The sequence below is a fragment of the Plantibacter flavus genome (genome assembly GCF_002024505.1).
GTDB lineage: Bacteria > Actinomycetota > Actinomycetes > Actinomycetales > Microbacteriaceae > Plantibacter > Plantibacter flavus_A.
Genome location: NZ_CP019402.1, coordinates 3,899,531 through 3,922,807, shown reverse-complemented (window position 1 = coordinate 3,922,807; position 23,277 = coordinate 3,899,531). Strand labels below are relative to the sequence as shown.

Annotated in this window: 24 protein-coding genes and 1 pseudogene; 8 read left to right on the top strand and 17 right to left on the bottom strand. The window is 70.1% G+C overall.

Annotated elements, in window-relative coordinates; translation table 11 throughout:
- Nucleotides 1-74 precede the first annotated feature (74 nt).
- From BWO91_RS20310 to BWO91_RS18120, 3 genes and pseudogenes are all read right to left on the bottom strand, one after another.
- Nucleotides 75-539, bottom strand: a complete 465-nt coding sequence (locus BWO91_RS20310; protein ID WP_240555836.1) for a hypothetical protein — start codon at nucleotides 537-539, stop codon at nucleotides 75-77.
- Nucleotides 540-709: 170 nt separating this feature from the next.
- Nucleotides 710-832: pseudogene (locus BWO91_RS20305) on the bottom strand (hypothetical protein); the annotation flags it as partial.
- Nucleotides 833-1,028: 196 nt separating this feature from the next.
- Nucleotides 1,029-1,619 (bottom strand): TetR/AcrR family transcriptional regulator, encoded by a 591-nt coding sequence (locus BWO91_RS18120; RefSeq protein ID WP_079004053.1) that lies wholly within the window; start codon nucleotides 1,617-1,619, stop codon nucleotides 1,029-1,031.
- 148 nt (nucleotides 1,620-1,767) lie between these two features.
- Here BWO91_RS18120 and BWO91_RS18115 point away from each other — a divergent pair, with 148 nt between their 5' ends.
- Complete coding sequence (locus tag BWO91_RS18115; protein WP_079003577.1) at nucleotides 1,768-2,601, top strand: alpha/beta fold hydrolase; 834 nt, start codon at nucleotides 1,768-1,770, stop codon at nucleotides 2,599-2,601.
- Nucleotides 2,602-2,764: 163 nt separating this feature from the next.
- On the opposite strand, the gene rhaI is transcribed toward BWO91_RS18115, so the two are convergent.
- Together rhaI and BWO91_RS18105 are read right to left on the bottom strand one after the other, a co-directional pair.
- The gene (rhaI, locus tag BWO91_RS18110; protein ID WP_175118044.1) at nucleotides 2,765-3,931 is read right to left on the bottom strand and encodes an L-rhamnose isomerase; all 1,167 of its coding nucleotides are present in this window, start codon (nucleotides 3,929-3,931) and stop codon (nucleotides 2,765-2,767) included.
- An 82-nt stretch (nucleotides 3,932-4,013) separates the two neighbouring features.
- The gene (locus BWO91_RS18105; protein ID WP_167620528.1) at nucleotides 4,014-4,373 is read right to left on the bottom strand and encodes an L-rhamnose mutarotase; all 360 of its coding nucleotides are present in this window, start codon (nucleotides 4,371-4,373) and stop codon (nucleotides 4,014-4,016) included.
- 217 nt (nucleotides 4,374-4,590) lie between these two features.
- On the opposite strand from BWO91_RS18105, the gene BWO91_RS18100 reads away from it, so the two are divergent.
- The gene (locus tag BWO91_RS18100) at nucleotides 4,591-5,883 is read left to right on the top strand and encodes an MFS transporter (RefSeq protein ID WP_079003576.1); all 1,293 of its coding nucleotides are present in this window, start codon (nucleotides 4,591-4,593) and stop codon (nucleotides 5,881-5,883) included.
- A gap of 19 nt (nucleotides 5,884-5,902) precedes the next feature.
- Here BWO91_RS18100 and BWO91_RS18095 read toward each other — a convergent pair whose 3' ends face one another.
- On the bottom strand, nucleotides 5,903-6,772 hold the full coding sequence (locus BWO91_RS18095; RefSeq protein WP_079003575.1) for an NAD-dependent epimerase/dehydratase family protein: 870 nt from the start codon (nucleotides 6,770-6,772) through the stop codon (nucleotides 5,903-5,905).
- 39 nt (nucleotides 6,773-6,811) lie between these two features.
- Here BWO91_RS18095 and BWO91_RS18090 point away from each other — a divergent pair, with 39 nt between their 5' ends.
- Nucleotides 6,812-7,420: a DNA alkylation repair protein gene (locus tag BWO91_RS18090; protein WP_079003574.1), complete on the top strand. Its 609-nt coding sequence runs from the start codon at nucleotides 6,812-6,814 to the stop codon at nucleotides 7,418-7,420.
- A 47-nt stretch (nucleotides 7,421-7,467) separates the two neighbouring features.
- On the opposite strand, the gene BWO91_RS18085 is transcribed toward BWO91_RS18090, so the two are convergent.
- The 3 genes from BWO91_RS18085 to BWO91_RS18075 all read right to left on the bottom strand — a co-directional run bounded on the left by BWO91_RS18085 (nucleotide 7,468) and on the right by BWO91_RS18075 (nucleotide 11,133).
- The gene (locus BWO91_RS18085; protein WP_079003573.1) at nucleotides 7,468-8,910 is read right to left on the bottom strand and encodes an L-fucose/L-arabinose isomerase family protein; all 1,443 of its coding nucleotides are present in this window, start codon (nucleotides 8,908-8,910) and stop codon (nucleotides 7,468-7,470) included.
- A gap of 101 nt (nucleotides 8,911-9,011) precedes the next feature.
- Complete coding sequence (locus tag BWO91_RS18080; protein ID WP_079004051.1) at nucleotides 9,012-10,073, bottom strand: LacI family DNA-binding transcriptional regulator; 1,062 nt, start codon at nucleotides 10,071-10,073, stop codon at nucleotides 9,012-9,014.
- 130 nt (nucleotides 10,074-10,203) lie between these two features.
- Nucleotides 10,204-11,133 (bottom strand): aldo/keto reductase, encoded by a 930-nt coding sequence (locus BWO91_RS18075; RefSeq protein WP_079003572.1) that lies wholly within the window; start codon nucleotides 11,131-11,133, stop codon nucleotides 10,204-10,206.
- A gap of 48 nt (nucleotides 11,134-11,181) precedes the next feature.
- Here BWO91_RS18075 and BWO91_RS18070 point away from each other — a divergent pair, with 48 nt between their 5' ends.
- Nucleotides 11,182-11,595, top strand: a complete 414-nt coding sequence (locus BWO91_RS18070; protein ID WP_079003571.1) for a PLD nuclease N-terminal domain-containing protein — start codon at nucleotides 11,182-11,184, stop codon at nucleotides 11,593-11,595.
- Nucleotides 11,596-11,628: 33 nt separating this feature from the next.
- On the opposite strand, the gene BWO91_RS18065 is transcribed toward BWO91_RS18070, so the two are convergent.
- The 6 genes from BWO91_RS18065 to BWO91_RS18040 all read right to left on the bottom strand — a co-directional run bounded on the left by BWO91_RS18065 (nucleotide 11,629) and on the right by BWO91_RS18040 (nucleotide 17,664).
- Nucleotides 11,629-12,228 carry a hypothetical protein gene (locus tag BWO91_RS18065; RefSeq protein ID WP_079003570.1) on the bottom strand — a complete coding sequence of 200 codons (600 nt, stop codon included), beginning with the start codon at nucleotides 12,226-12,228 and terminating at the stop codon, nucleotides 11,629-11,631.
- The gene (locus BWO91_RS18060; protein WP_079003569.1) at nucleotides 12,225-12,698 is read right to left on the bottom strand and encodes a hypothetical protein; all 474 of its coding nucleotides are present in this window, start codon (nucleotides 12,696-12,698) and stop codon (nucleotides 12,225-12,227) included. Before BWO91_RS18060 ends, BWO91_RS18065 begins: the two co-directional genes overlap by 4 nt.
- A 126-nt stretch (nucleotides 12,699-12,824) precedes the next feature.
- A complete protein-coding gene (gene rhaS / locus BWO91_RS18055; protein ID WP_079003568.1) occupies nucleotides 12,825-13,886 on the bottom strand; it encodes a rhamnose ABC transporter substrate-binding protein in 1,062 nt (353 codons plus the stop codon).
- A 70-nt stretch (nucleotides 13,887-13,956) separates the two neighbouring features.
- Nucleotides 13,957-15,069, bottom strand: a complete 1,113-nt coding sequence (locus tag BWO91_RS18050) for an ABC transporter permease (protein ID WP_064294863.1) — start codon at nucleotides 15,067-15,069, stop codon at nucleotides 13,957-13,959.
- The gene (locus BWO91_RS18045) at nucleotides 15,062-16,114 is read right to left on the bottom strand and encodes an ABC transporter permease (protein ID WP_079003567.1); all 1,053 of its coding nucleotides are present in this window, start codon (nucleotides 16,112-16,114) and stop codon (nucleotides 15,062-15,064) included. The genes BWO91_RS18050 and BWO91_RS18045 overlap by 8 nt, the downstream gene beginning before the upstream one ends.
- Nucleotides 16,111-17,664 carry a sugar ABC transporter ATP-binding protein gene (locus BWO91_RS18040; protein ID WP_079003566.1) on the bottom strand — a complete coding sequence of 518 codons (1,554 nt, stop codon included), beginning with the start codon at nucleotides 17,662-17,664 and terminating at the stop codon, nucleotides 16,111-16,113. The genes BWO91_RS18045 and BWO91_RS18040 overlap by 4 nt, the downstream gene beginning before the upstream one ends.
- A gap of 197 nt (nucleotides 17,665-17,861) precedes the next feature.
- Between BWO91_RS18040 and BWO91_RS18035 the strand changes: the two genes are divergently transcribed.
- The 3 genes from BWO91_RS18035 (at nucleotide 17,862) to BWO91_RS18025 (ending at nucleotide 21,314) form a co-directional block, all read left to right on the top strand.
- Nucleotides 17,862-18,566 (top strand): response regulator transcription factor, encoded by a 705-nt coding sequence (locus BWO91_RS18035; protein WP_079003565.1) that lies wholly within the window; start codon nucleotides 17,862-17,864, stop codon nucleotides 18,564-18,566.
- 4 nt (nucleotides 18,567-18,570) lie between these two features.
- The gene (locus BWO91_RS18030; RefSeq protein ID WP_079003564.1) at nucleotides 18,571-20,004 is read left to right on the top strand and encodes a sensor histidine kinase; all 1,434 of its coding nucleotides are present in this window, start codon (nucleotides 18,571-18,573) and stop codon (nucleotides 20,002-20,004) included.
- 278 nt (nucleotides 20,005-20,282) lie between these two features.
- Nucleotides 20,283-21,314, top strand: a complete 1,032-nt coding sequence (locus BWO91_RS18025; RefSeq protein WP_205847547.1) for a LacI family DNA-binding transcriptional regulator — start codon at nucleotides 20,283-20,285, stop codon at nucleotides 21,312-21,314.
- Nucleotides 21,315-21,332: 18 nt separating this feature from the next.
- On the opposite strand, the gene BWO91_RS18020 is transcribed toward BWO91_RS18025, so the two are convergent.
- A complete protein-coding gene (locus tag BWO91_RS18020; RefSeq protein WP_079003563.1) occupies nucleotides 21,333-21,764 on the bottom strand; it encodes a type II toxin-antitoxin system VapC family toxin in 432 nt (143 codons plus the stop codon).
- Nucleotides 21,761-22,087 carry a FitA-like ribbon-helix-helix domain-containing protein gene (locus BWO91_RS18015; protein WP_064295724.1) on the bottom strand — a complete coding sequence of 109 codons (327 nt, stop codon included), beginning with the start codon at nucleotides 22,085-22,087 and terminating at the stop codon, nucleotides 21,761-21,763. Before BWO91_RS18015 ends, BWO91_RS18020 begins: the two co-directional genes overlap by 4 nt.
- Nucleotides 22,088-22,349: 262 nt before the next feature.
- On the opposite strand from BWO91_RS18015, the gene BWO91_RS18010 reads away from it, so the two are divergent.
- Nucleotides 22,350-23,270 carry a C40 family peptidase gene (locus BWO91_RS18010; protein ID WP_079003562.1) on the top strand — a complete coding sequence of 307 codons (921 nt, stop codon included), beginning with the start codon at nucleotides 22,350-22,352 and terminating at the stop codon, nucleotides 23,268-23,270.
- The last annotated feature ends 7 nt before the right edge of the window (nucleotides 23,271-23,277 follow it).

Sequence of the window (23,277 nt, the reverse complement as noted above, 5' to 3'; positions counted from 1 at the left end):
CCTCGGCGCGCTGCGGTCGTCGCGGAGCGACGCGCGGGGTGACTCCTGAGAACGGGACGTGCGGGGCCGGGTCCTCAGAGGAGTTCGACGGCGTCGCGGTAGGCGTCGAGCGCGGGGTCGGTGGGGTCGAGTTCCGTGACGAGGAGGTCGACGTCCGCCAGGGCGAAGCCGACCGCCATCGCGCGCTGCCCAAGCTTCGAGGACGCGGCGACGAGGATCGTCTCGTCCGAGGCACGGGCGAACGCCTGCTTGACCTGCGCCTCCTCGAGGGTGACCTCCGAACTGCCGACGGTCGAGTCGATCGCGGCGGCCGACAGGAAGAAGCGCCGGTAGAGCACCGACGACGCCGCCTGGCAGGCGATGGGGCCGATGAAGCTGTCGGTGCGCGGCTCGGCCTGGCCGCCGACGAGGATGGCCGTGACCTCGCGGTTCGCGCCGGCGAGGAGGAAGTTCGGGTAGGAGTTGGTCGCCACCGTGAGCGTCGACTCGCCGAGCAGTCGACTGATGCCGCCGGCCGTGCTGGAGGCGTCGATCGCGATCGCGCCGTCCGTCGGGATGAGTGACCGGAGCTTCTCGACGATGGCACCCTTCTCGCGGACGCCCGTCGCGGACCGCTCGGTGAAGGTCCTCGGGCGCAGGGTCGGGATCGCCCGCCCCGGACGCGCCGTACCAGGCCGAGCTGCTCGAGGTCGGCGAGGTCGCGTCGCACGGTCATCGAGGACACGTCGAGCTCCGCAGCCGCGTCGTCGAGGCGGATGCTGCCGTCGCGTTCGAGGATCGCCGTCAGTCGGGTCCGTCGTTCCTCGGCGCCGAGCGTGCCGGTCGTGGCCATGCCGCCCCCTGTCCTTCGGTGTCGGACGTGTCCGTTCGTGTCCGTGTGAACAGGATGTCACAGCGGGGGAGGTCTCGGTCTGGTTCAGAACTCAGGAGGCCTTCGGCGCGTTGGTCGCGTGACGCGGCGTGGCGCCGCGCCGCGCCGCAAGCGTCCTGAGTTGCGGACCAGCGTGCGTCACGGACGCCGAGGTATCTCAGGAGGCGGCGTCGATGAGCGTCTCGGCGGCGCGACGAGCGTGCAGCGCAGCCTCGGGGGAGCCCGTGATGGCGGCGGTGGTCTGGGCGCCCTCGGCGAGGATCGCGAGCTGGGGAGCGAGTGATGCCGGCGCGCCGGCGTCGGCGACGAGGTCGGCGACGTAGTCCTGGAAGGACGCCTTGTGTTCGCGGGTGATGGTGGCGACCGCCGGTGAGACGCCCCCGAGCTCCCCGAAGGTGTTGATGAAGCCGCAGCCGCGGAACGAGTCGTCACTGAACCAGCCGGCCAGGTAGTCGTAGATCGCGAGGAGGCGGTCTCGGGGTGTCTCGGCGTGGTCGACGAGCGCGCTGACGCCGGTGGTCCAGAGCTCATGCCGGCGCTCCATGACCGCGAGGACGATGTCCTCCTTGCTCGGGAACTCCGAGTACAGGCGCTTCAGCGACACGCCTGCCGCCGAGCGCAGCTCGTCCATGCCGACGGACTGGATGCCCTTCGCGTAGTACAGGCGGTCGGCGGCGTCGACGATGATGTCGCGCACGGAGGCCGGTGCCGCGGGTGCGACCGCCGGGCTCGGCGACGCGATGGTCATCGTCTGTTCGCTGGTCATTCCATCAGTGTACTTGCACTGAGAACGATCGTTCCCTATGCTGATGGACACCGAAGAGAACGCTCGTTCTCAATTCGGGGCGTGGAACCGGGCGACGAGCCCGGACGCCGAAGACGAAAGGAATCGAACCATGTCGTTCATCACCGTCGGAACCGAGAACAGCACCTCCGTGGAGCTCTACGTCGAGGATCACGGCAGCGGCCAGCCCGTCGTCCTCATCCACGGCTACCCCCTCGACGGCTCGTCGTGGGAGAAGCAGACCGCGGCGCTCCTCGACGCCGGCTACCGCGTCATCACCTACGACCGCCGCGGTTTCGGCAAGTCCTCCAAGCCCACCGAGGGCTACGACTACGACACCTTCGCCGCCGACCTCAAGGCCGTCGTCGACGGGCTCGACCTCCACAACGCGGTCCTGGTCGGCTTCTCGATGGGCACCGGCGAGGTCGGCCGCTACCTCGGCACCTACGGCTCGGAGCGCGTCGCGAAGGCCGTCTTCCTCGGATCGCTCGAGCCGTACCTGCTGCAGACCGATGACAACCCGACGGGCGTCCCGCAGGACGTGTTCGACGGGCTCCTCGCCGCCGTCACCGACGACCGCTACGCGTTCTTCACGAGCTTCTTCGAGAACTTCTTCAACACGGACGAGAACCTCGGCTCGCGCCTGAGCGAGGAGGCGCTGCGGGCCAACACGCAGCTCGCCTACAACGCGTCGCCGTACGCGTCGGTCGCGGCGCAGCCGACCTGGCTGACCGACTTCCGGGCCGACGTCGCGAAGATCGACGTCCCGTCGCTCATCGTGCACGGCACCGGCGACCGCGTCCTGCCGATCGACTCCACCGGTCGCGTGTTCGCGAAGGCGCTGCCCTCCGCCGAGTACGTCGAGATCGAGGGCGCGCCGCACGGCATGCTCTGGACCCACTACCGCGAGGTCAACGAGCAGCTGCTCGCCTTCCTCGCGAAGTAGTCAGCTCGGTCGGTTCGCAATTCAGGTCCGTTCCGGCGCGTCGGCGAACTCGGCCGGCGCGCCCGTGGTGACACGCCGCGCGCGTCCTGAGTTGTGAACGTCCGGATGTGGATGAAGCCCCGCGACCGGGTCGGTCGCGGGGCTTCCTCGTGCTCGGGTGTGCCTAAGCGCCCCAGCTCGCCTGCGTCCCGCCGACGCGCTCCTCGGCGATGTGCTGCTGGTAGCCCGAGGCCAGGTAGGCGCCGAACGGGTCGGCGGGCAGGCCGCGGCTCTCGCGCCAGGCGGCGAGCGGCCCGCGGACGTCGGTGTAGAACGCGTCCATGAGGATGCCGTTCGCGCCGAGCACGTCGCCGGCCTCCTGTGCCGCCGTCAGTGCGTCGCGGTCGACGAGCAGTGCGCGCGCGGTCATCTCCTGCACGTTCAGCACCGAGCGGATCTGACCGGGGATCTTGTCCTCCACGTTGTGGCACTGGTCGAGCATGAACGCGACCGGCGAGTCGTCGTCGAGGCCGCCGCCGCGGACGACCTCGTAAAGGATCCGGAACAGCTGGAACGGGTCGGCTGCACCGACGATGAGGTCGTCGTCGGCGTAGAAGCGCGAGTTGAAGTCGAACGATCCGAGCTTCCCGAGACGCAGGAGCTGGGCGACGATGAACTCGATGTTCGTGCCAGGCGCATGGTGGCCGGTGTCGAGGCAGACGAGGGCCTGGTCGCCGAGCTGGGCCACCTGGGCGTAGGACGTTCCCCAGTCGGGGACGTCGGTGTGATAGAACGCCGGCTCGAAGAACTTGTACTCGAGCACGAGTCGCTGCTCCTCGCCGAGGCGGGCGTAGATCTGCTGGAGCGAGTCGGCCAGGCGGTCCTGCCGGCCGCGGATGTCCTGCTGGCCCGGGTAGTTGCTGCCGTCGGCGAGCCAGATCTTGAGGTCCTGCGAGCCGGTCGCGTGCATGACGTCGATGCAGGCGAAGTGGTGGTCGATCGCCTTCTGACGGATCACCGGGTTGCTGTGGGTCAGGCTGCCGAACTTGTAGTCCTCGTCCTGGAAGGTGTTCGAGTTGATCGTGCCGAGCGCGACGCCGTGGTCCTCGGCGTAGCGACGGAGCGCGCTGAAGTCGTCCACGAGGTCCCACGGGATGTGGAGTGCGACCTTCGGCGCGAGGGCGGTGAACTCGTGCACCTTGGCGGCGTCGGCGATCTTCTCCTCGGGCGTCCGCGGGGTGCCGGGCGTCGTGAACACCTTGAAGCGGGTGCCGGAGTTGCCGAACGCCCAGGAGGGGAGTTCGATGGCCTGCTTCTCGAGCAGGGGGGTGATGGTGTCGAAACTGGTCATGGTCACTTCTCTGTGCGTGTTCCGGTGGTCTTGGGTGCGTTCACGGCGCTGACTGCAGCATACGTGAATCGTTTCAATGATGCTACTCGTACAGGGCGGCGAGCTGGTCCTCGAGGTGGAACACCTCGGTGAGCCGGAGGAAGCCCTGGTCGGGCGGGAGGTCGAGGTCGACGAAGAACTCACCCATCTCGGCCTGCCAGCGCGCGTTGACCTCGGTCTCGGCCATGCCGGCCTGGGCCGCTTCAAGGGAGGCCGTCTCGAAGTACCCGATGAGGAGGCCGTCGTCGCGGATGAAGAGCGAGTAGTTGTGCCAGCCGGTGTCGGCGAGGGCCCGCAGCATGTCCGGCCAGACGGCGGCATGGCGTTCGCGGTACTCCGCGAGGCGCTCGGGTTTGACCTGGAGCTGGAAGCACACGCGGTGCAGGGGTCGGGCACTCGTCATCGAGGCGCACCTTTCGGTTCGGTTCACGGACACTCTGAATCGATTCAGAGGATCGCAAGCAGCGTATCCGGGCGATCGGCCGCGGGTCAACGCACCGGCTGACCGGACGTCTGAAGATCTGGACAGGGTGCCTCGACCGTTCGGCGGTCAGGGCGCGCCCGTCGTCCGCGACGATCACCCCTGGACACCTCGGAGCCAAGTCCCTAGCGTGGAACGCATGGCTGCCGATGATGCGCCACCCGATGCACCCACGATCGACGGTTCCGACGGTTCGGAGGAGACGACCGTCGCCTCGGAGAGCCCGCACTGGCGTCGCGACGTCGCGGTGTTCCTGTCCGGCCAGACGGTCTCGCTGTTCGGCTCGATGCTCGTGCAGTACGCGATCATGTGGCACCTCACACTCGAGACGAAGTCCGGTGTGGTGCTCGCGTTCGCCGCCGTCGCGGGATTCCTGCCGCAGGCGATCGTGTCGATCTTCGGCGGGGTGTGGGCCGACCGCATGAACCGCAAGCTGCTCATCATCGCGGCCGACGGCTCAATCGCCATCACGACCCTCGCGCTCGCGATCTTCCTCATCAACGGCGCCGCCGAGCTCTGGCTCATCTTCCTCACGCTCGCGATCCGCTCGGTCGGCGCGGGTATCCAGATGCCGGCGGTGTCGGCGCTCATCCCGCAGATCACGCCGACCGACAAGCTCATGCGGGTCAACGGAATCAACGGCTCCATCCAGTCGGCCATGATGCTCGTCGCGCCGGCTGCAGCCGGTGCGCTGTACGCGAGCGCGTCGCTCGTCGCGATCTTCTTCGTCGACGTCGTCACGGCCGCCATCGGGATCGGGTTGCTGCTGCTCGTGCCGGTGCGCACACTCGTGCGCTCGGGCGAGCGTCCCGGCTACTTCGCCGACCTCACCGAGGGTGTGCGCTACGTCTGGCACCACGGCTTCGTGCGCTGGTTGCTCATCCTCTTCGCGATCGTGTTCCTGCTGATCGTCGCGCCGTCCTACCTCACGCCGCTCATGATCGCCCGCACCTTCGGCGACGAGGTGTGGATGCTGACCATGAACGAACTCGCCTTCAGCGTCGGCATGGTCGGCGGCGGCGCGATCATCGCGATCTGGGGCGGCACCAAGAACCGCGTGCTCCTCATCGTCGGCTCCTCGGTGGTGTTCGGGGCGCTGTCCATCGGCCTCGGACTCTCGACGAACCTCTGGGTCTTCTTCGGCTTCATGTTCCTGCTCGGGCTCGCGGTACCGTTCTTCTCGACGACGTCGATGACCCTCCTGCAGGAGCGCGTGCAACCGGAGCGGCAGGGTCGCGTGTTCGGGTTCGTCGGCATCGTCATGGCGGTGTCGATGCCGCTCGGGATGATCGTGTTCGGGCCGCTCGCCGACACAGTGTCCGTCGAAGTGCTCCTCGTCGTCGCCGGCGTGCTCACCTTCGTGGTGCTCGCCGTCGCCGTGCTCGTGCCGTCCGGGCGACGGGCGATGGCCGAGGTGACGAAGCAGCCGTGATCCGGCTCCGGTCGTCCGGTCAGGGGAGCTGCGCCGAGTAGCCCTCGCGGTAGGTGGGATAGCGGTAGGCGAATCCGGTGTCGCGGAGGGCGGCCGCCGTGATGCGCTTGCCGCGGTGCGGTTCTTCCGGGGTGCGACCGGCGTCGTCGAGCGTCGGGGGAGCGACGCCGAGTCGATCGGCGAGGAAGTCGGCGACCGTCGACAGCAGGACCGGCTCCTCGTCGATGCCCGCCACGACCGGCGGGAGCGATGCCGCCGGCAGGTCGAGCAGGTGCACGATCACGGCAGCGGCGTCGTCACGGTGGATGCGATTGGTCCAGCCGGACGGCCGGGTGACGCGGCCGTCGCGGACCTGGTCGACGAACATCGTGGCCGTCGGACCGTAGAGGCCGCCGAAGCGGATGGCGCTCGCCTCGGGCACGGCGGCGAGGACGGTCTCCTCGGCTGCGAGCAGGGCGCGCGCGGTACCGGCGGTCGGGACGGCCGGCGTGGTGTCGTCGATCGTCTCCCCGCCGTCCTCGCCCCACACCGCGGTCGACGAGACGAACAGGATGCGAGGCGGGGTGCCGGGCAGTGCGGCTACGGCTGCGAGGAGGTGCCCGACACCGTCGCGGTAGAGGGCGTCATAGGCCTCGACCGAGCGTGCCCGGGGCGCAAGGGCCACGACGATCGCCGTCGTGTCCGCAGGAAGGTCGGGGACGGAGGTCGTGAGGTCGCGGAGCTGGAGCGTGAAGCGCCCCTCGACCGAACCGGGCGCTGGGTTCGGCTCGGGGGCCGGGTTCGACTCGGGAGCCGAGCGCTTCACGCCGACGACGTCGTCACCACGGGCGAGGAGCCTCCCGGCGACGTCCGAGCCGAGCTGTCCGAGTCCCACGATCACGACGGTCATCGCTCCACCGTACCCGGCGCCAGGGGTGAGAATGGTGGGATGAGTGCTGCGGGGGAGTTCATCGACGCGGCGCTCCAGTACGAGGGCGACGGCTATCGCGCGGCGGACGTGGCCGAGCGGCTCGGCGACGGGCTCCGGTCCTACGGCTCCTCGGTCGGGGCCGTGCGCGGCACCGTGCGGGACGCCCTCCGGAAGTTCCGCGGGCTGGAGCACGACGAGCTGACAGCCCTCGCCTCGGAGCTGTGGGCCGTGCCGGTCTTCGAGCGCCGGCTCGCCGCGATCGTCCTGCTGCAGTCGAGCGTCCCGGTGCTCAAGCACACCGACCTGACGCGGATCGAAGGTTTCGTCCGCGCCGGTCGGGTGCCCGAGCTCGCCGACCCGCTGGCCACCGACGTCATCGGACCGCTCCTGGAGCGCCTCGACGGGACGCCCCGGGCCAAGGCCGAGAGCGTCCTCGACCGCTGGATGCAGGACGAGCCCTGGTTGCGACGCGCGGCGCTGCTCGCCCCGATCCGCGAGCTCGGTGCCGGTGGCGGCGATATCGATCGCGCCACCCGTCGGCTGGCCGTCGCCCTGGACGGCTTGCAGCGGCCGGCGCCGATCGCCGTGGTGGAGCCCGCGATGGAGCGTCTTCGCGCCGTGCTCTGATCCGTCCTGTCGCGAGGTCCGCATTCGACTCGGAGACCGACGGCGCCTCACACCTGGCGGAAGTCGATCCCCAGGAGGCTCGCCGCAGCCCGGTAGTCCGCCGCCCGGTGCCCGAGTGACAGCGACCAGTGGTGCCCGATACCGGTCGCGCTCCACTCGTCGACCCAGACCCCCGGGTCGCGCCCGAAGTCGACGCGGCTCGTCGTGTTGCCGATCGCGAGCAGCGGGCCCGGGATGACCTCACCCTCCGAAGCGACGAAGGCGAGCGAGCTGTCGCGGTCCTGCCCCAGCCCCAGCAGTGTGACGGGCCCGTGCCGCACGTCGAACTCGACGCTCACACCCCAGCCGCGCTTGCCGTGGTAGACCCCGAGGCCGCGCAGCAGCGGGTCGCGGGAGCTGACGGCGAGGTGCGCCGGTCCGTCGTGTCCCATCTCGACGACTCCGTCCTCGAAGTCCAGCGCCTGGATCTCGCAGAACGACCCACCGGCGCCGACGACCTGCGTCGCGAGCTGGGCGACCGTCGTCCGCAGCTCGTACTCGCCGGTCGTGGGGACACCGCGAGCGGTGAGGAGGGACGCGCCGAGTATCATGCCGGCACCGAGTCGCTCGTGCTGCTCGCCGTCGCGGCCCCGGTGGTAGTAGGCGAGGCTGTCGAGCGCGAACTCGTCGACGAGCCGGTCGAGCCCGACCGACACCTTCGCTCCCCACGCGAAGTCGTCCTCGACCACCGTGTCGTCGAGGGTGAAGACCTCCCTGGCGAGCGCCATGCGGTCGGCGACCTCGGCATCGGTCACCTCGTCGACGAGGACCCGGAGGTCGTCGAACTCCACGACCTCGACGTGCGAGCCGAAGGTGGTCGGCAGCAGGGTGAGGTCGGTGGAGACGTCGAGCATGCCGGGGTAGACGTGTCCCATGAGGCCGTGGCGGGCGTGACGGAGGGCTGCGCGGACGTGCGCCGCCTGGATCCACTGCGAGATGCGGTCCCACGCCGACTCCTGACGCAGCCACCCCGACACCGAGCGGAACGGGATGCCCGCCCGACGGAAGACGTTGCCGACCTCGGGCACGGGGCACTGCCCGCAGTAGGCGAGCCAGGCGCCGGTGTCGAAGCTCGCGTGGTCCATCCGCTCGGTCGGCTGCAGGTCGATGACGAGGACCGGGGTGTTCGCGCGCTGGGCGATCGGCAGGACCATCGAGGAGGTGAGGTAGGTGGTGAGGAACAGGACGATGAGGTCGCAGTCCCCCTGTCGGAGCTGTTCCGCCGCGGCGTCGCCCTCCTGCGCGTCCGAGATGAAGCCGACGTCGATGACCTCGGCGTCCATCTGCTGGAAGCGTTCCGAGACGTACCGGGCCGATTCCTGGAGCTGGGGGAGCAGCTCCGGGAACTGCGGCCAGTAGGTACCGAGGCCGCCGGCGACGAGGCCGATGCGGGGCTTCCGCCGTGCCTTCGGGGTGAGGAGCGGGTGGACGGCTGCTGCGGTGTGGGTCATCGTCGATCCTTGGATGGGTGCGGGTACGGGAGTATTTAATCGATTAAATACTGGTGACGACTGTACCCGGGCGTCACCGCCGCGTCCAGCCTCGCCGCTGCTCAGGCAGGGATCGGAGCGGACTCGCGGACGACGAGATGGGGCTCGAGCGTCCGCGTGACATGCTCGTGTGCCGCGCGGTCGGCGCCCAGCTCGGCCAGGAGGATCTCGACGGCCATGCGCCCGAGCTCGTCCTTCGGCTGCTCGACCGTGGTGAGCGGCACCCGCCCGTCGGCCGCGAGCGCGAGATCGCCGTAGCCGACCACCGACACCTCGTCGGGCACCGCGAGACCACCGTCGTTCAACCCCCTGATGACGCCGAGCGCGAGCTGGTCGTTCGTGCAGAACACGCCGGTCGGACGCGGTGTCTCTGCCGCGATCCGACGGCCCGCGATGCGCCCCGAGTCGACGGTCATCTCGTCCACGGTGACCTCGCGGAGGTCGTCGGGGTCGAGACCGGCCGCGACGAACGCGTTCCGGGCACCCTCGCGTCGATCGGCGCACTGCGGGATCGCCAGGTCGCCGTTCACGAGCACGATCGACCCGTCGGCGAGGGCGGAAGCATCGCGTCCGGCGGACACTCGGGCGGGATCGGCGAGCAGGTGCGCGACCGCGAGCTCCCCGCCGTGCACGTCGTCGATCGCGACGGAGCAGCCGGTGCCCTCGGGAGCGGTGCGGTCCATGAGCACGAGGCGGCTGCCGACCCGTCGCAGCTGGGCCAGCCGGGAGGCGTCGGCCGTCAACGGAGCGACGAGTGCGCCGGCAGCCCGGTGCTCGGCGAGCATCTCGAAGTGCCGGAGTTCGAGGTCCGGGTCGTCATGGCTCACGCAGAGCGCGACCGTGTAGCCGTGCTCGGCCGCGGCCTCGGTGACCCCGCGGGTGATCGCCGAGTAGAACGGGTTCGCGATGTCGGGGATGACGAGGCCGATGAGCCGGTTCGTGCCCTGCCGCAGGGTGGCCGCGGCGCGATTGGGGACGAAGTCGAGCTCCTCGATCGCCGCGAGGACGCGCTCGCGCGTTGCGGGGGCGACGATCTCGGGGCGGTTGAGCGTGTTGGAGACGGTCGCGTTCGAGACGCCGGCGAGTCTGGCGACGGCGGCGAACCCGATGTCGTGCTTCGCCATGCTGCCCTCCGATTCCACTCCGAGCGTACCCGGCGCGACCCTCGTCCCGTTCTCAGGACTCCTCCGGTGTGGTGGGGCGATCTCCACCCGACACGCCGCGGAAGTCCTGAGAACGGTCCGGAGGCGACCGCTACGGGAGGGTGTGGCCCGCGGCGGTGAAGAGGCGGTACCACTCCTCTCGCGACAGGGTCGCGTCGGAACCTGCGGCCGCTTCCTCGACGCGCGACGGCTTGGTGGTGCCGAGCACGACCTGGATGTTCGCGGGGTGCCGGGTGATCCACGCGGTCGCGATGCCGGACGGCGTCACGCCGTGTGCGGCTGCGAGCTCGTCGAGCACGTCGTTCAGCTCCGCGTAGTGCTCGCGGTCGCCGATGAACACGCCCGTGAAGAAGCCGGCCTGGAACGGCGACCACGCCTGCAGGGTCATGCCGGTCAGGCGGCTGTAGTCGAGCATCCCGTTGTCGCGGTCGATCGACTGGTCGAGGCCGGCCATGTTCGCGGCGACGCCCGACGCGATGATCGGGGCGTGGGTGATGCTCAGCTGCACCTGGTTGACGATGAGCGGCTGCTCGACGGAGCCCTTCAGCAGCTCGACCTGTGCCGGCGTGTGGTTGGAGACACCGAAGTTCCGGACCTTGCCCGAGGCCTGCAGGGCGTCGAACGCCGAAGCGACCTCCTCCGGCTCGACGAGGCTGTCGGGGCGGTGCAGGAGCAGGAGGTCGAGGTAGTCCGTCTTGAGGGCGGCGAGCGACTCGTCGACGGTGCGGAGGATGTGCTCCTCCGAGAAGTCGAAGAAGCCCGGGCGGATGCCGACCTTCGACTGGATGAGCACCTGCTCGCGCTCGGCGGCGGTGAGGGTGACGGCGTCGCCGAAGCGGCGCTCGCAGCCGTGACGCTCCGAGCCGTAGATGTCGGCGTGGTCGAACACGGTGACGCCGGCGTCTCGTGCGGTGTGGAAGAGGGTGCGGATCGCCTCGTCGTCGAGGGGCTCGATGCGCATGAGGCCGAGGACGATGCTGGACGCGGTCAGGTCGGTCTGGGGCAGGGGGATGGTCTTCATCCGACCATCCTGGCCGAACCCACCGTTGGTCTGCCTAGGATTGACGACATGTTCGTGTTGTCGTTGCTGCTCATCGTCCTCACGATCATCGCGCTCATCGACGTGGTGGGTCAGCCTGAACCGGTCGTGCGCAACCTGCCCAAGATCGTGTGGGTGCTGCTCATCGTCTTCATCCCGCTCATCGGCGTCGGACTGTGGTTCCTGCTCGGCAAGGACTGGTCGAACAGCCGCATCAGGTTCCCCGAGCGTCGGCCGCGCAGTGCGTCCCGTTCGAGCGGCTCCTGGGGTCCCGCGGCATCCTCGTCTCGCTCGCCGTCCCAGCCCGACCGCGCGGTCAGCAGCACCGAGGAGCAGCTCGCAGCTCTGGAGCGCGAGATCCAGGCCGCGGAGGACGCCGAGCGCATCCGCAAGCTGGAAGCCGAGCTCGCGCGGGACGACGACCGTCGCGACGAGCCCCGCTGACCGCTGCTGCGCACGACGCGGTCTGCACGACGGTCAGTCGAGGACGGCGACGAGGAGCTCGGCACCGACGACGAGTCCGGCGACCACGAGGACGGGGACGAGCACCCAGTTCCGGCTCGGACGCAGGCGCGCCCCACGGGTGGTCCCCGCGTCGAAACGCGACGGACGCGGGGTGACCGGACTCATGCGGGCGATGCGTCCACCGAGCTTCGGGACGACCAGGTCGATGAACCGGAACAGCCGCAGCGTCTCCGACGCGTCCCAGAGCCGGAAGCTCCCGCTCGTGGTGACGAAGAGGTTGTCGTCGACGATCTCGATGTCCCAGCGCCGGCCGTGGTCGATGAGGAGCGCCACGACGTCCGGGGTGAACACCTGCAGCGCCTCGACCTGGAAGTCGCGGGGGACGTAGAGGGCGAAGTGCCGGTCGTAGTCGCCTTCGAGGGAGACGAGCTGTTCGTGTTCGACGGTGCGTGCGATCCCGCGACGCGCGCCGCCGTTGTTGGCGACACCGTCGAGCAGCAGGTGCGGTGACCGCGTGGGCAGGGAGACGTGCACGAAACCGACCGAACCGCGGGTCTTGCCGGCACCGCCCGAGGCCGAACGCTCCGAGAGGGTCGCGTCGCCGATCGTCACGCCGACCGTCGCCGGCCCGGTCCGTCCGCGGATCCGTCGCCCCTCCGGACTGCGCAGCTGGTTCGTGACCGCGATGTGCAGGCCCGTACCGAAGACGACGCCGACCGGTGGGGCGGCGCACCGTTGGCCCGGTACTCCAGACCGTTGTCGGCGGCGAAGCGACGAACGCGGAGGAGGCGACGCTCGGTGAGCGGTTGCGTCAGGAGGAAACCGCCGAGGACGACCGCCAGCACGGCGACCACGGCGACGATGCCGGCGACGATCTCGATCCCGCTGCCGAGGCCCTCCCATCCGTCCGGGAGACGCAGCGGCAGGCTGGTGGCCGCCCACCAGAGGTACAGCCCGCTCGCGACGACCACGCCCGCGCCGACGGCGGCGTCGCGGAAGACCCAGGGCTGGTCGGCGACGACCTCCTTCCACGGGAGGTGCCGCGTCAGCTCGGTCGTGTCGGGCTCGGCGGTCGGAGGCACAGCGTTCACGATATCGCCGCCATCGGATGCACGTGCGGTTCACAATTCAGGACGCGAACGGCGCGTCGCCCCCGGATCCGAGGGTCCGGGGGCGACGCGCCGAGATCGTCCTGAATTGCGAACGGGTCAGAAGTCGTACTTGTCGATGTTCGACGCGTCGAAGGTGGTCGGCGGGCCGACGATGACGGTGCCGTCGGCGCCGACCTCGCGCTCACCGAGGTCGCCGGCCTCGAAGGTGTCGCCCTCCTTGCCCGTGATCGTGCCCTCGGCGAGTGCCTTGCCGGCGAACGCGGCGACGTAGCCGAGCTGAGCCGGGTCCCACAGCGCGAACGCGGTGACGGTGCCGTCCTTCACGAACGGACGCATCTCGTTCGGGAGTCCGAGGCCGGTCAGCGCGACCTTGCCCTTGTACTCCGAGGTGGAGAGGTAGCGGGCGGTCGCGGCGATGCCGACCGTCGTGGGCGAGATGATGCCCTTGAGGTTCGGGTGCGCCTGGAGCAGACCCTGGGCCTCCTGGAACGACTTCGTGTCGTCGTCGTCGCCGTAGACCTTCGCGACGAGCTTGATGTCCTTGTAGTCCGGGTTGGAGGCGAGCTCCTCCTCCATGTACTTGATCCACTCATTCTGGTTCGTCGCGTTGGCCGTGGCCGAGAGGATCGCGATCTCGCCCGAGCCGCCGATCTGCTCCGAGATGAGCTTCGTCTGGATCAGGGCGACGTCCTTGGCGACGACCTGGGAGATGAAGACGTCGCGGCAGTCCTTGCTGGTGTCGGAGTCGAACGCGACGATCTTCGCGCCGCCGTCGCGGGCCTCCTTGAGGGCGGGGCAGACGGCGTCGGGGTCGTTCGCCGCGATGACGATGACGTTCGTGCCGGCCTGGGTCTCGGCGTTGATGAACGACACCTGGCTGGACGCGCTCGCCTCGAGCGGGCCGACGACCTCGGTGGCGCTGAAGCCGGCCGCCTTCGCGCCGTCCTTGCCGCCGCCGAGCACGACGTCCGTGTACGGGTTGTTGAGCTGCTTGGGGATGAAGGTGATGCTCTCCGCGGCACCGGCGCCACCACCTGATCCCGCGGAGTCGCCGGTGGCGCACCCCGTCGCGATGAGTGCGAGGGAGGCTGCTGCGGCGATGAGGGCCGCTGCGCGACGGGCCGGACGGCCTGCTGCGCGGTTTCGAATCGACTGCATTGTCTGTTCCTTTCTGGATACGCCTGGTGCTGTGGCGTGGGGTGCCCCGAGGGCTGCGCCGATCGGGAGATCAGTGCTGGGGCAGGCTGCGTCGGATCCGTCGGTGGTGGTTCCACTGCTTGACAGATTCGAAGATACTGGGGCCGACCACCGAGGCGATCAGCAGGGTCCCGGTCACGATGATGAGGACGACGTCGGAGACGCGGCCGAGCCGGAGCGCGTAGTTGATGGTGCCGATGAGCAGCACACCCGCGACGACGCCCGGGATGGAACCCTTGCCGCCGAAGATCGAGACGCCGCCGAGGAGCACTGCCGCGATGACGGCGAGTTCGAGCCCGGAGGCGTTGTCGCTGCGGGCGCTCGAGTAGCGGAGCGTCCAGAACACCCCCGCGAGGGCGGAGACGCCGCCGGTCGCGACGTAGAGCCAGAACTTCGAGCGGGCGACCTTGATGCCGACGAAGCTCGCGGCCTCCGTGCTGTACCCGAGCGCGTAGAGCCCGCGGCCGAAGGGGGTCAGGTGCAGGACGACCCCGAAGGCGAGCACGACGACGAGGACCCCGACCATGACCACGGGGATGCCGGTCGAGCCGATCTTCGACGTGAAGAACGCGGTGAGCTCGGGTGGGAAGTTCGCGACCGCGTTGTCGCCGATCACGACGAGCGCGAGGCCGCGGAACAGCGCGAGCGTGCCGATCGTCACCGCGAGCGACGGGAGTCCGACCACCGCGATGAGGAAGCCGTTGAACGCGCCGGCGACGACTCCGACGAGCAGCCCGATGAGGAGGACGACCCCGATGTCCATCCCGCCGCCGGCCCACAGCACACCGATGACGGCGCTCGTGAGGCCCGCGGTGCTCGCGACGGACAGGTCGATCTCGCCGGTGATGATCACGAGCGTCATCGGCATCGCGATGAGGAGGATCGGGATCACGTCGAGGAGGAGGAAGCCGACGGTGACGGGGGAGGCGAACCGCGGGATGAGCAGGCAGGCGCCGATGACGACGACGAGCAGCGCGTAGATCATGATGGCGTCGCGGCCGAGCAGGATGCGCGAAGCGCCGGTGCGGCCCTTCGGTTCGGCCACGAGCACGCCGGTGGTGTCGGTGCCGAGCGGGCCGGAGCCCTTGGTGAACGGAGCCTTCGGGGTGGTGCCCGAGGTGGTCGGGGTCTTCAGATCAGACATCGCGTGCCTCGCTCATTCGCAGTTTCTTGGCCGTACGGAGGCTGGCGACGCGGTCGATGACGATCGCGGCCAGGATGAGGATGCCCACGATCGCCTGCTGCCAGAACTTGTCGACGCGCAGGGCGGTGAGGGCGCTCGTGATGGTGGTGAGGAGGATCGCGCCGATCGCGGCCCCGGCGACGGAGCCGCTGCCACCGAAGATCGCGACACCACCGACGACGGCCGCTGCGACGACGTCGAGCTCCATGCCCGACCCGGTGGTCGCGCCGACCGAGTTGAAGCGGGAGGCGTAGAGCACGCCGGCGAGTCCGGCGAGCAGGCCGTTCGCCAGGAAGGCGAGGAAGACGCGGCGGCCGACCGGGATGCCGAACAGCTTCGCGGCGTCCGGGTCCGACCCGATCGCGTAGAGGTCGCGGCCGGACCGTGCGCCGGCCATGTAGACGGCGACGACGACCACGACGAGGATCGCGATGAGGGTGATGACAGGGAAGCCGAGGACGGTGTCGACGGACAGGTTCCCGAACGCGTCGGGTCGGTCGTCCGCGAAGTACTGCGTGCCACCGGCCCACGCGTTGTTCAATCCTCGGTAGATGTAGAGCGTGCCCAGGGTGATGACGAGGGCGGGGACCTTCGCGATCGTGACGAGCGCACCGTTGATCGCACCGAGCACCGCGCCGAGCAGCATCGCGATGGCGAACACCGCGATGATCGGCAGCTGCGGCATCGTCGCGAACATCGTGCCGGTCGCGAAGGCGACGAGCCCCAGGATCGAGCCGACGGACAGGTCGACGTTGCGGGTGATGATGACGAGCGCCTGACCGACGGCGAGGATGATCATGATCGTCGCGTTGAGGAGGAGGTCCTTCACCCCCTGCGCCGACAGGAACAGCGGGTTCGCGAGGTAGGTCACGAGCACGAGGACGACGAGGGCGACGGTGACCGGGAGTTCCCGGAGTCGCACGATCGACGCGATCGGGTTCGTCGTGCGCTCGGTCGCGACGGTGACGGGGCCGCCGCCTCCCGGCTTGGTGGTGGTGTCGGTCATCGTGCGCCTTCCAGGGAACCGGTGGCCGCGTGCATCACGGTCTCCGGGGTCGCTTCTTCGCGGGTGAGCTCGGCGGTGATCCGGCCCTCGTGCATGACGAGGACGCGGTCGGCCATGCCGAGGACCTCGGGCAGTTCGGAGGAGATCATGAGGATCGCGATGCCGCGGCCGGCGAGTTCGGAGATGAGGCGGTGGACCTCGCTCTTCGTGCCGACGTCGATGCCGCGGGTGGGCTCGTCGACGATGAGGAGGATCGGCTCGGTCGCGAGCCACTTCGCGAGGACGACCTTCTGCTGGTTGCCGCCGGAGAGGGTGGAGACCGCGTACTCCTGGGAGCCGGTCTTCACCTGGAGGCGGGCCGACCATTCCTCGGCCGCCTGGCGTTCGCGGCGGCCGGAGATGATCCCGAACCGCGCGAGCCGGTGGCGGAGGGTGAGGGTCGCGTTGCGGGCGACCGACAGGTCCATCACGAGACCCTGCTTGCGGCGGTCCTCCGGGACGAAGCCCATGCCGGCGTCGATCGCCGCCTGCGGGTCGCCGGCCTTGACCGGCTTGCCGTCGAGCGTGACGCGTCCGGTGTCGTAGGGGTCGATGCCGAAGACGGCGCGGGCGACCTCGGTGCGCCCGGCGCCGACGAGTCCCGCGAGGGCGACGATCTCGCCCGAGCGCACCGTGAACGAGATGTCGGAGAACACGCCGGCGCGCGACAGCCCGTCGACGGTGAGGACCGCGTCGCCGATCTCCGCGTCCTGCTTGGGGAAGAGGGCGGCGATGTCGCGACCGACCATCTGCCGGACGATCGCGTCGACCGTCGTCTCGCTCGTGACGTGCGTGGCGATGTAGCGGCCGTCGCGCATGACCGTGATGCGGTCGCACAGCGCGAAGACCTCCTCGAAGCGGTGGGAGATGAACATGATGCCGGCGCCCGCGTCGCGCAGGGAGCGGGCGACCTGGAAGAGGCGGTCGACCTCGACGCCGGAGAGCGCGGCGGTCGGTTCGTCCATGATGAGGACCTTGGCGTCGAGCGAGATGGCCTTCGCGATCTCGATGATCTGCTGGTCGGCGATCGACAGGCCCTCGGCGACGCGGTCGGGGTCGATCTGGACGCCGAGGCGGTCGAACAGGGCGCGGGCGGCCTTCCGCATGGCGCCCGTGCTGATGAGGCCGAGGCCGTTCTTCGGCTGGCGGCCGATGAAGATGTTCTCGGCGACGGTGAGGTCGGGGAACAGGGTCGGCTCCTGGTAGATCACGGAGATGCCCGCGGCCTTGCTGTCGGCGACCCCGCGGAAGGCGACGGGCTTCCCCGCGAGGGTGAAGTCGCCGGCATCGGGGGTGTAGAGCCCGGCGAGGATCTTCACGAGCGTGGACTTCCCGGCGCCGTTCTCACCGACGAGCGCGTGGATCTCGCCGGCCTCGATCCGGATGGTACCGTCGGCCAGGGCGACGACGGGGCCGAAGGTCTTGGCGGCTCCGATGAGGGAGAGTGCCGGCTGGGCGCTGCGCCCGGCGGGCTCGGTGCGCGCCGGCTGCGCTGGATGGTCGATCGTCATTGAGGGTCCGTTCCTCCACGGTGAGGGGCTTGCTCCCGGCGAGATGTGAATCGATTCAGGGTCGGGAGCACCTGCACTGTATGGCCGCCGGATCGCGGGCGGCAAGGCGAAGCGGTCGTTCCTGACAGGACCTTCAGAAACGGTGCCCAGGTCGTCTCGCCTAGGCTGTGGATGCTCGATGGCGAAGGAGGACGACCGTGCGGATCCTCGTCGTCGATGACGAACGCGAGATGGCGGGCCTCCTCTCCCGCGGTCTCGGGTCGGACGGCCACGACGTGACGACGGCGTTCGACGGCCCGGCCGCACTGGACCTCGCGCGGCAGGCGATCGCGCCGGCGTCCGGTGGCGACGCGGGCTTCCAGGTCGCGGTCGTCGACGTCATGCTCCCGGGGCTCTCCGGATTCGCCGTCTGCCGCGAGCTCAAAGGCCTCGACCCGACGCTCGCGGTGATCCTGCTCACGGCGCGCGACGCCGTGGACGACCGGGTCCGTGGGCTCGATGCGGGGGCCGACGACTACATGATCAAGCCGTTCGCCTTCGCCGAGCTCGCCGCCCGGATCCGCGCGGTCCGGCGGCGGGACGCGCTCACCGTGCAGCCGCGGTTGGAGGTCGGTGGGCTGACGCTCGACCTGCACCGGCACCGCGCGCGTGTCGGTGACCACGACGTGCCGCTGAGCGGGACCGAGTTCGACGTCCTCCGGGTGCTCGCTACCGAGCCGGGCGTCGTCGTCTCCCGGGCGGCCATGCTGCGGGAGGTCTGGGAGACCTTCGACAACATCGACCCGAACGTCGTCGATCAGTACATCAGTCGTCTCCGTCGCAAACTCGACCTGGCGGAGGCGGGTGTCCGCATCGTGACGAGCCGCGGCGTGGGCTTCTCGCTCGTCGCCGCAGGGAGCTGAGGGCGTGTCGGCGGAGCGTCGCCGGTCGACGCGGCACCACGGCATCCGCACGCGGATCGCCGGGGGCAGTCTGCTCATCGCCGTCGTCGTGTCGCTCTTCGCCGGGCTCGCGATCAACGCCCAGCTGGAGCGCATCGTCCGCGACGGCACCGTCCAGGCGCTCCGCAGTGACGGCGCGCAATACGTGTTCGCGCTGCAGGCGAGACCCGACGACCCGCTCCAGGGACCCGGCCTCGGGACCCGCATCGCCGTCATCGCCCCCGACGGTTCCATCCCGGTCTTCAGCCTGCCGACGACGCTCGCCGCGCAACTTCCGGCGCTCGCCGCGACGCGGGAGGTCACCACGGTCGACGCCGGTCCCGCCACCTACATCCTGTTGTCGCAGCCCGTGACCGTCGGTGGCGACACCTGGTACGTCATCGCCGGTCGCGACGAGGCTGAGGAGACGACCGTCCTCGTCCAGATGCGGCTCCTCCTCGTCGGGTCCTTCGCGCTCCTCGTCCTCGGTGTGGCGGCCGGCGGATGGATCCTGACGACGGTGTCGCTCCGACCCGTCACCCGGCTCCGGGTGAGTGCGCAGAGCCTCAGCGAGCGGTCGACGGACGAGGTGCTGCCGGTCGGCCGTGCCGACGACGAGATCGCGCAGCTCGCGATCACCCTCAACGACCTCATCGAGCGGCTGCGGGCCTCGGCCGACCGCGAACGGCAGCTCGTGTCCGACGCGAGTCACGAGCTCCGGACGCCGCTCGCGATCCTCCGAACCCAGCTTGAACTCGCGCGCCTCGAGGACTCGTCGCGCGAGCAATTGCTCGCTGACATCGAGGGGGCCGAGCGCAGTGCGACGCGGCTGTCGGCGCTCGTCACCTCGCTGCTCGAGTTGTCCCGCATCGAGGCGGCGACGCCGGAGGACCGGACGAGCGCGGCCAGGCTGGAGGCCGACGTGCTCGAAGCGGTCGAGCGCGCACGGTTCCGGGTCGCCGCGGACGACGCGCTGGCCGGGATCGAGGTCGAGTACGTGAGTGCGATCGCCGAGAGCGGGCCGGGGGATGGCGCGGCGGTGTACGCCGTGCGCGCCGACGAGGTCGGCCGGGTCGTCGACAACCTCGCGGGGAACGCGCTGCAGGCGTTCACCGAGCGCGGGGGTGCTGTGCGCCATGTGTCGGTCATGCTCGACGACGACGGTGGTCAGCTCACGCTGCGGGTTTCGGACAACGCCGGAGGGCTCGACCCGGCCTTCGAACCGCGGGCGCTCGAGCGGTTCAGCCGTTCGGACGCGACGCGTTCCTCCGGGCACGGTTCCGGTCTCGGGCTCGCGATCGTCGCCGCCATCGCGCGCAATGCGGGTGGCGAGATCGTGCTCCACAACCGTCCTGGCCACGGTCTCGAGGTCGTCGTCACCTTGCCCGCCGCGTCGGCCAGGCCGGGCGATCCCGCCTGATCGTCGCCCGTTCGCAGGAGTCGCCCGGTGTGTCGGGGGCGGGCGGGGGCTCCGCGCCGGAGAACTCCTGAGTCGGGGACGGATGTGGGTGGGTGGCCTGTTCTCAGGAGTCGCCCGGTGTGTCGGGGGCGGGTGCGGGCGCCGCGCCGGGGAACTCCTGAGTCGGGGACGGAGACGACCGGGGACAGCCGACTGCGCGGGCGCGAGGAGGCCCTGCGTGCAACAATGAGCCAGCCCGTCCGGCGTCACCCGGCGGGCCCGACAGGCGAAGGGGAGCCGTGAGCGCGAGCGTGAAGGACGTCGCGGCGAGAGCCGGCGTCTCGGTCGGGACCGTCTCCAACGTGCTGAACCGCCCCGAGAAGGTCTCGCCCGTCACGGTCGACCGCGTCCACGCGGCGATCGACGAGCTCGGCTTCGTCCGGAACGACGCGGCCCGCCAGCTCCGGGCTGGTCGCAGCCGCAGTGTCGGCCTCGTCGTGCTCGACGTCGGCAACCCGTTCTTCACCGACGTCGCCCGCGGCGCCGAGGATCGAGCCGATGCCGAGGGATGGTCGGTCCTCCTCGGCAACAGCGACGAGAGCATCGACCGCGAGCGCGCCTACCTCGACCTCTTCGAGGAGCAGCGGGTCGCCGGCGTCCTGATCACCCCGCTCGGCGACGATCTCACCCGGCTCAGCCGGCTGCGCGACCGCGGGACGCCGACGGTCCTCGTCGACCGGCAGACCGATGACACGAGCTTCTCATCGGTCGCCGTCGACGACGTCGCGGGCGGGCGGCTCGCGGTCGAGCACCTCATCGGACTCGGTCGGCGTCGCATCGCGGTCGTGGGCGGTCCGTCTTCGCTCCGTCAGGTCGTCGATCGGCTCGCCGGTGCGCGCCAGGCGGTCGATGCAGCCGCGGCAGGTGGTGCCGAGGTCTCCCTCGAGGTCGTGGAGACCACCGCGTTGACGGTGCTGCAGGGCCGTTCCGCGGGCGAGACCGTCCGGAACCGTCCTCGCGACGAGTGGCCCGACGCGGTGTTCGCGGCCAACGACCTCCTCGCGATGGGGGTCCTGCAGGCGTTCAGCATGCTCGGTTCGGTGCGCGTGCCGGACGACATCGCGCTGATCGGGTACGACGACATCGACTTCGCGTCGGCGGCGGTCGTCCCACTGTCGTCGATCCGTCAGCCGAGCGCGCTCATCGGCCACACCGCCGTCGAGCTCCTGCTCCGTGAGGCGGACGCGGGCGCTCGACGCGTGCCCGAGCAGATCATCTTCCAACCGGAGCTCGTCGTCCGGCAATCGACGGTCGGCGTCGACCCGGCCTGAGTCTGGTGCCACCCTGCGTCACGCCGGGTGGTCGGGGACCCACGGGTCGATGAGGCGGAGACCGACACCCGCGAAGTCGCGCGTGTTCCGCGTCGCGAGCGCGGCGTCGGAGGATCTCGCGATGGCCGCGATGATCGCATCCTGAGGTCCGATCGGGTTGCCGGAGCGGCGTCGCGTCGTCATGAGCTCCGCGTAGTCGAGCGCGGCTTCCGCAGAAAAGGGGAGGACGCGCCCTGCGAAGTCGGCATCGAGCACGGTCGCCACGGCCCCGACGAGCGCCGATCGGCGAGCGCCTGCAGGGAGGCGCAGGGCTCCTTCGAGGAGCTCGGCAGCGGTCATCGCCGTGAGGTGGAGGGCGGCCTCGTCCTGCCGATCGAGCCACCGGACCACCGTCGGGTGGGGCCGTGGTCTGAACAGTTCCGAGACGACGTTCGTGTCGAGGATGATCACCTCGGGGTCTGGTCATCCGCGTCGGCGCTCGCAGCGTCCTCGAACGGATTCGGTCGGACGGTCGTGGTGCGCTCGGGCAGTTCGATGACGAGTTCACCGTCGAGGTGGAGGTCGACGAAGCGCTGATGAATACGCTCCGCCAGCCCGGGTCGGTCGATGTCTGCGGCCGAGGCGGCGCGGAGGTCTTCAGGCGTCGTCGTCCTGACAGCCGCGGCGAGGATCGCCCGGATCTCCGCTTCCATGGATCGTCCGTGCAAGGCGCCGAGCTGTTGCAGACCGCGCTTCGTGTCGTCGTCGAGATTGCGGACGGTCACTGTGGGCATGTCGTCACCTCTCGCGGAAATGGAGTGCTAGCACGATGCTAGCAGGACAGTGGGTCCGGCTTCATCGGTCCTCCACAGGCCACGCCGAGCGGAGGTTCCTTTCAGGGAGGCCCACGTAGGGTGGCCGTTTCGCCTTCCTCGGATCGGGCAACCGGTCGACCGCGGTCATCGAGGGACGGCTCTGCCGAGGCGATGCTGCACCCACCGAGCATGAACCGAGCGCGCCCCCGACGCGACCGAGACCCAGGACGGTACCCCGCACATGACCAGCACCACCCCTGCGCGCGCCCTCGAGCGCCGCGACCCGAACACTCCGGCCGCGACCCTCGCCCGGACCGGCGGCCGCCACGTGGCCCTCAGCCCGCGGGCCGCCCGTCGCGCGGCTCGCCTCGAGGACGCCAGCTGGACCGCCTCCGCCGAGGAGGAGCGACGTCACGTCGACCTCGTGCCCACCAAGCGGCCCTCGGCCCCACGCGCCAAGAGCTGCTTCGCGAAGCGCGCCAAGCCGTTCGCCACGTTCGGCGTCATGACGCTCGCAACCGGGCTCTTCGTGTCGGTGTCACTGCCGGCGGCCGCTGCCGGCGTCGACGTCGATGCGGCCACCGGTGGCGCGATCCCGTCTGCGGCGACGATGCAGTCGGTGTCGTACTCCGTGCCGTCGACCGCAACCGATGTGCCCTTCGTGCGCGACGGCTACGGCGCGACCAGCCAGGAGGAGGTCGACGCCGCCTCGGCCGCCGCCGCAGCTGCCGCAGCCGAGGCGGCCGCGAGTGCATCCGCCGCCTCCTCGTCGTCCGCGTCGGCTTCGGCGGGGCGCACCTACGCGGCCCCAGCCGTCGCCCGATCCGGCGAGGCGATCCTCGCCTACGCGGCGCAGTTCGTCGGTGTCGTCCCCTACGGCAACGGCAACGACCCGTCCGACAGCTTCGCCTGCGACGGCTACGTGCAGTACGTCTTCGCGGCGTTCGGTGTGTCCCTGCCTCGCGGTGCCGGTGCGCAGGCCGCATCGGGCGTGCAGATCTCGGCGTCGGAGGCCGTCGCCGGTGACCTGCTCTACTGGCCGGAAGGTCACATCGCGATCTATGACGGCGCGGGCGGCATGTACGACTCTCCCGACTGGGGTCGCTACGTCCAGCACCGTCTGACGATCTGGGGAGATCCGGTCTACATCCGCATTCCGTAGACAGGAC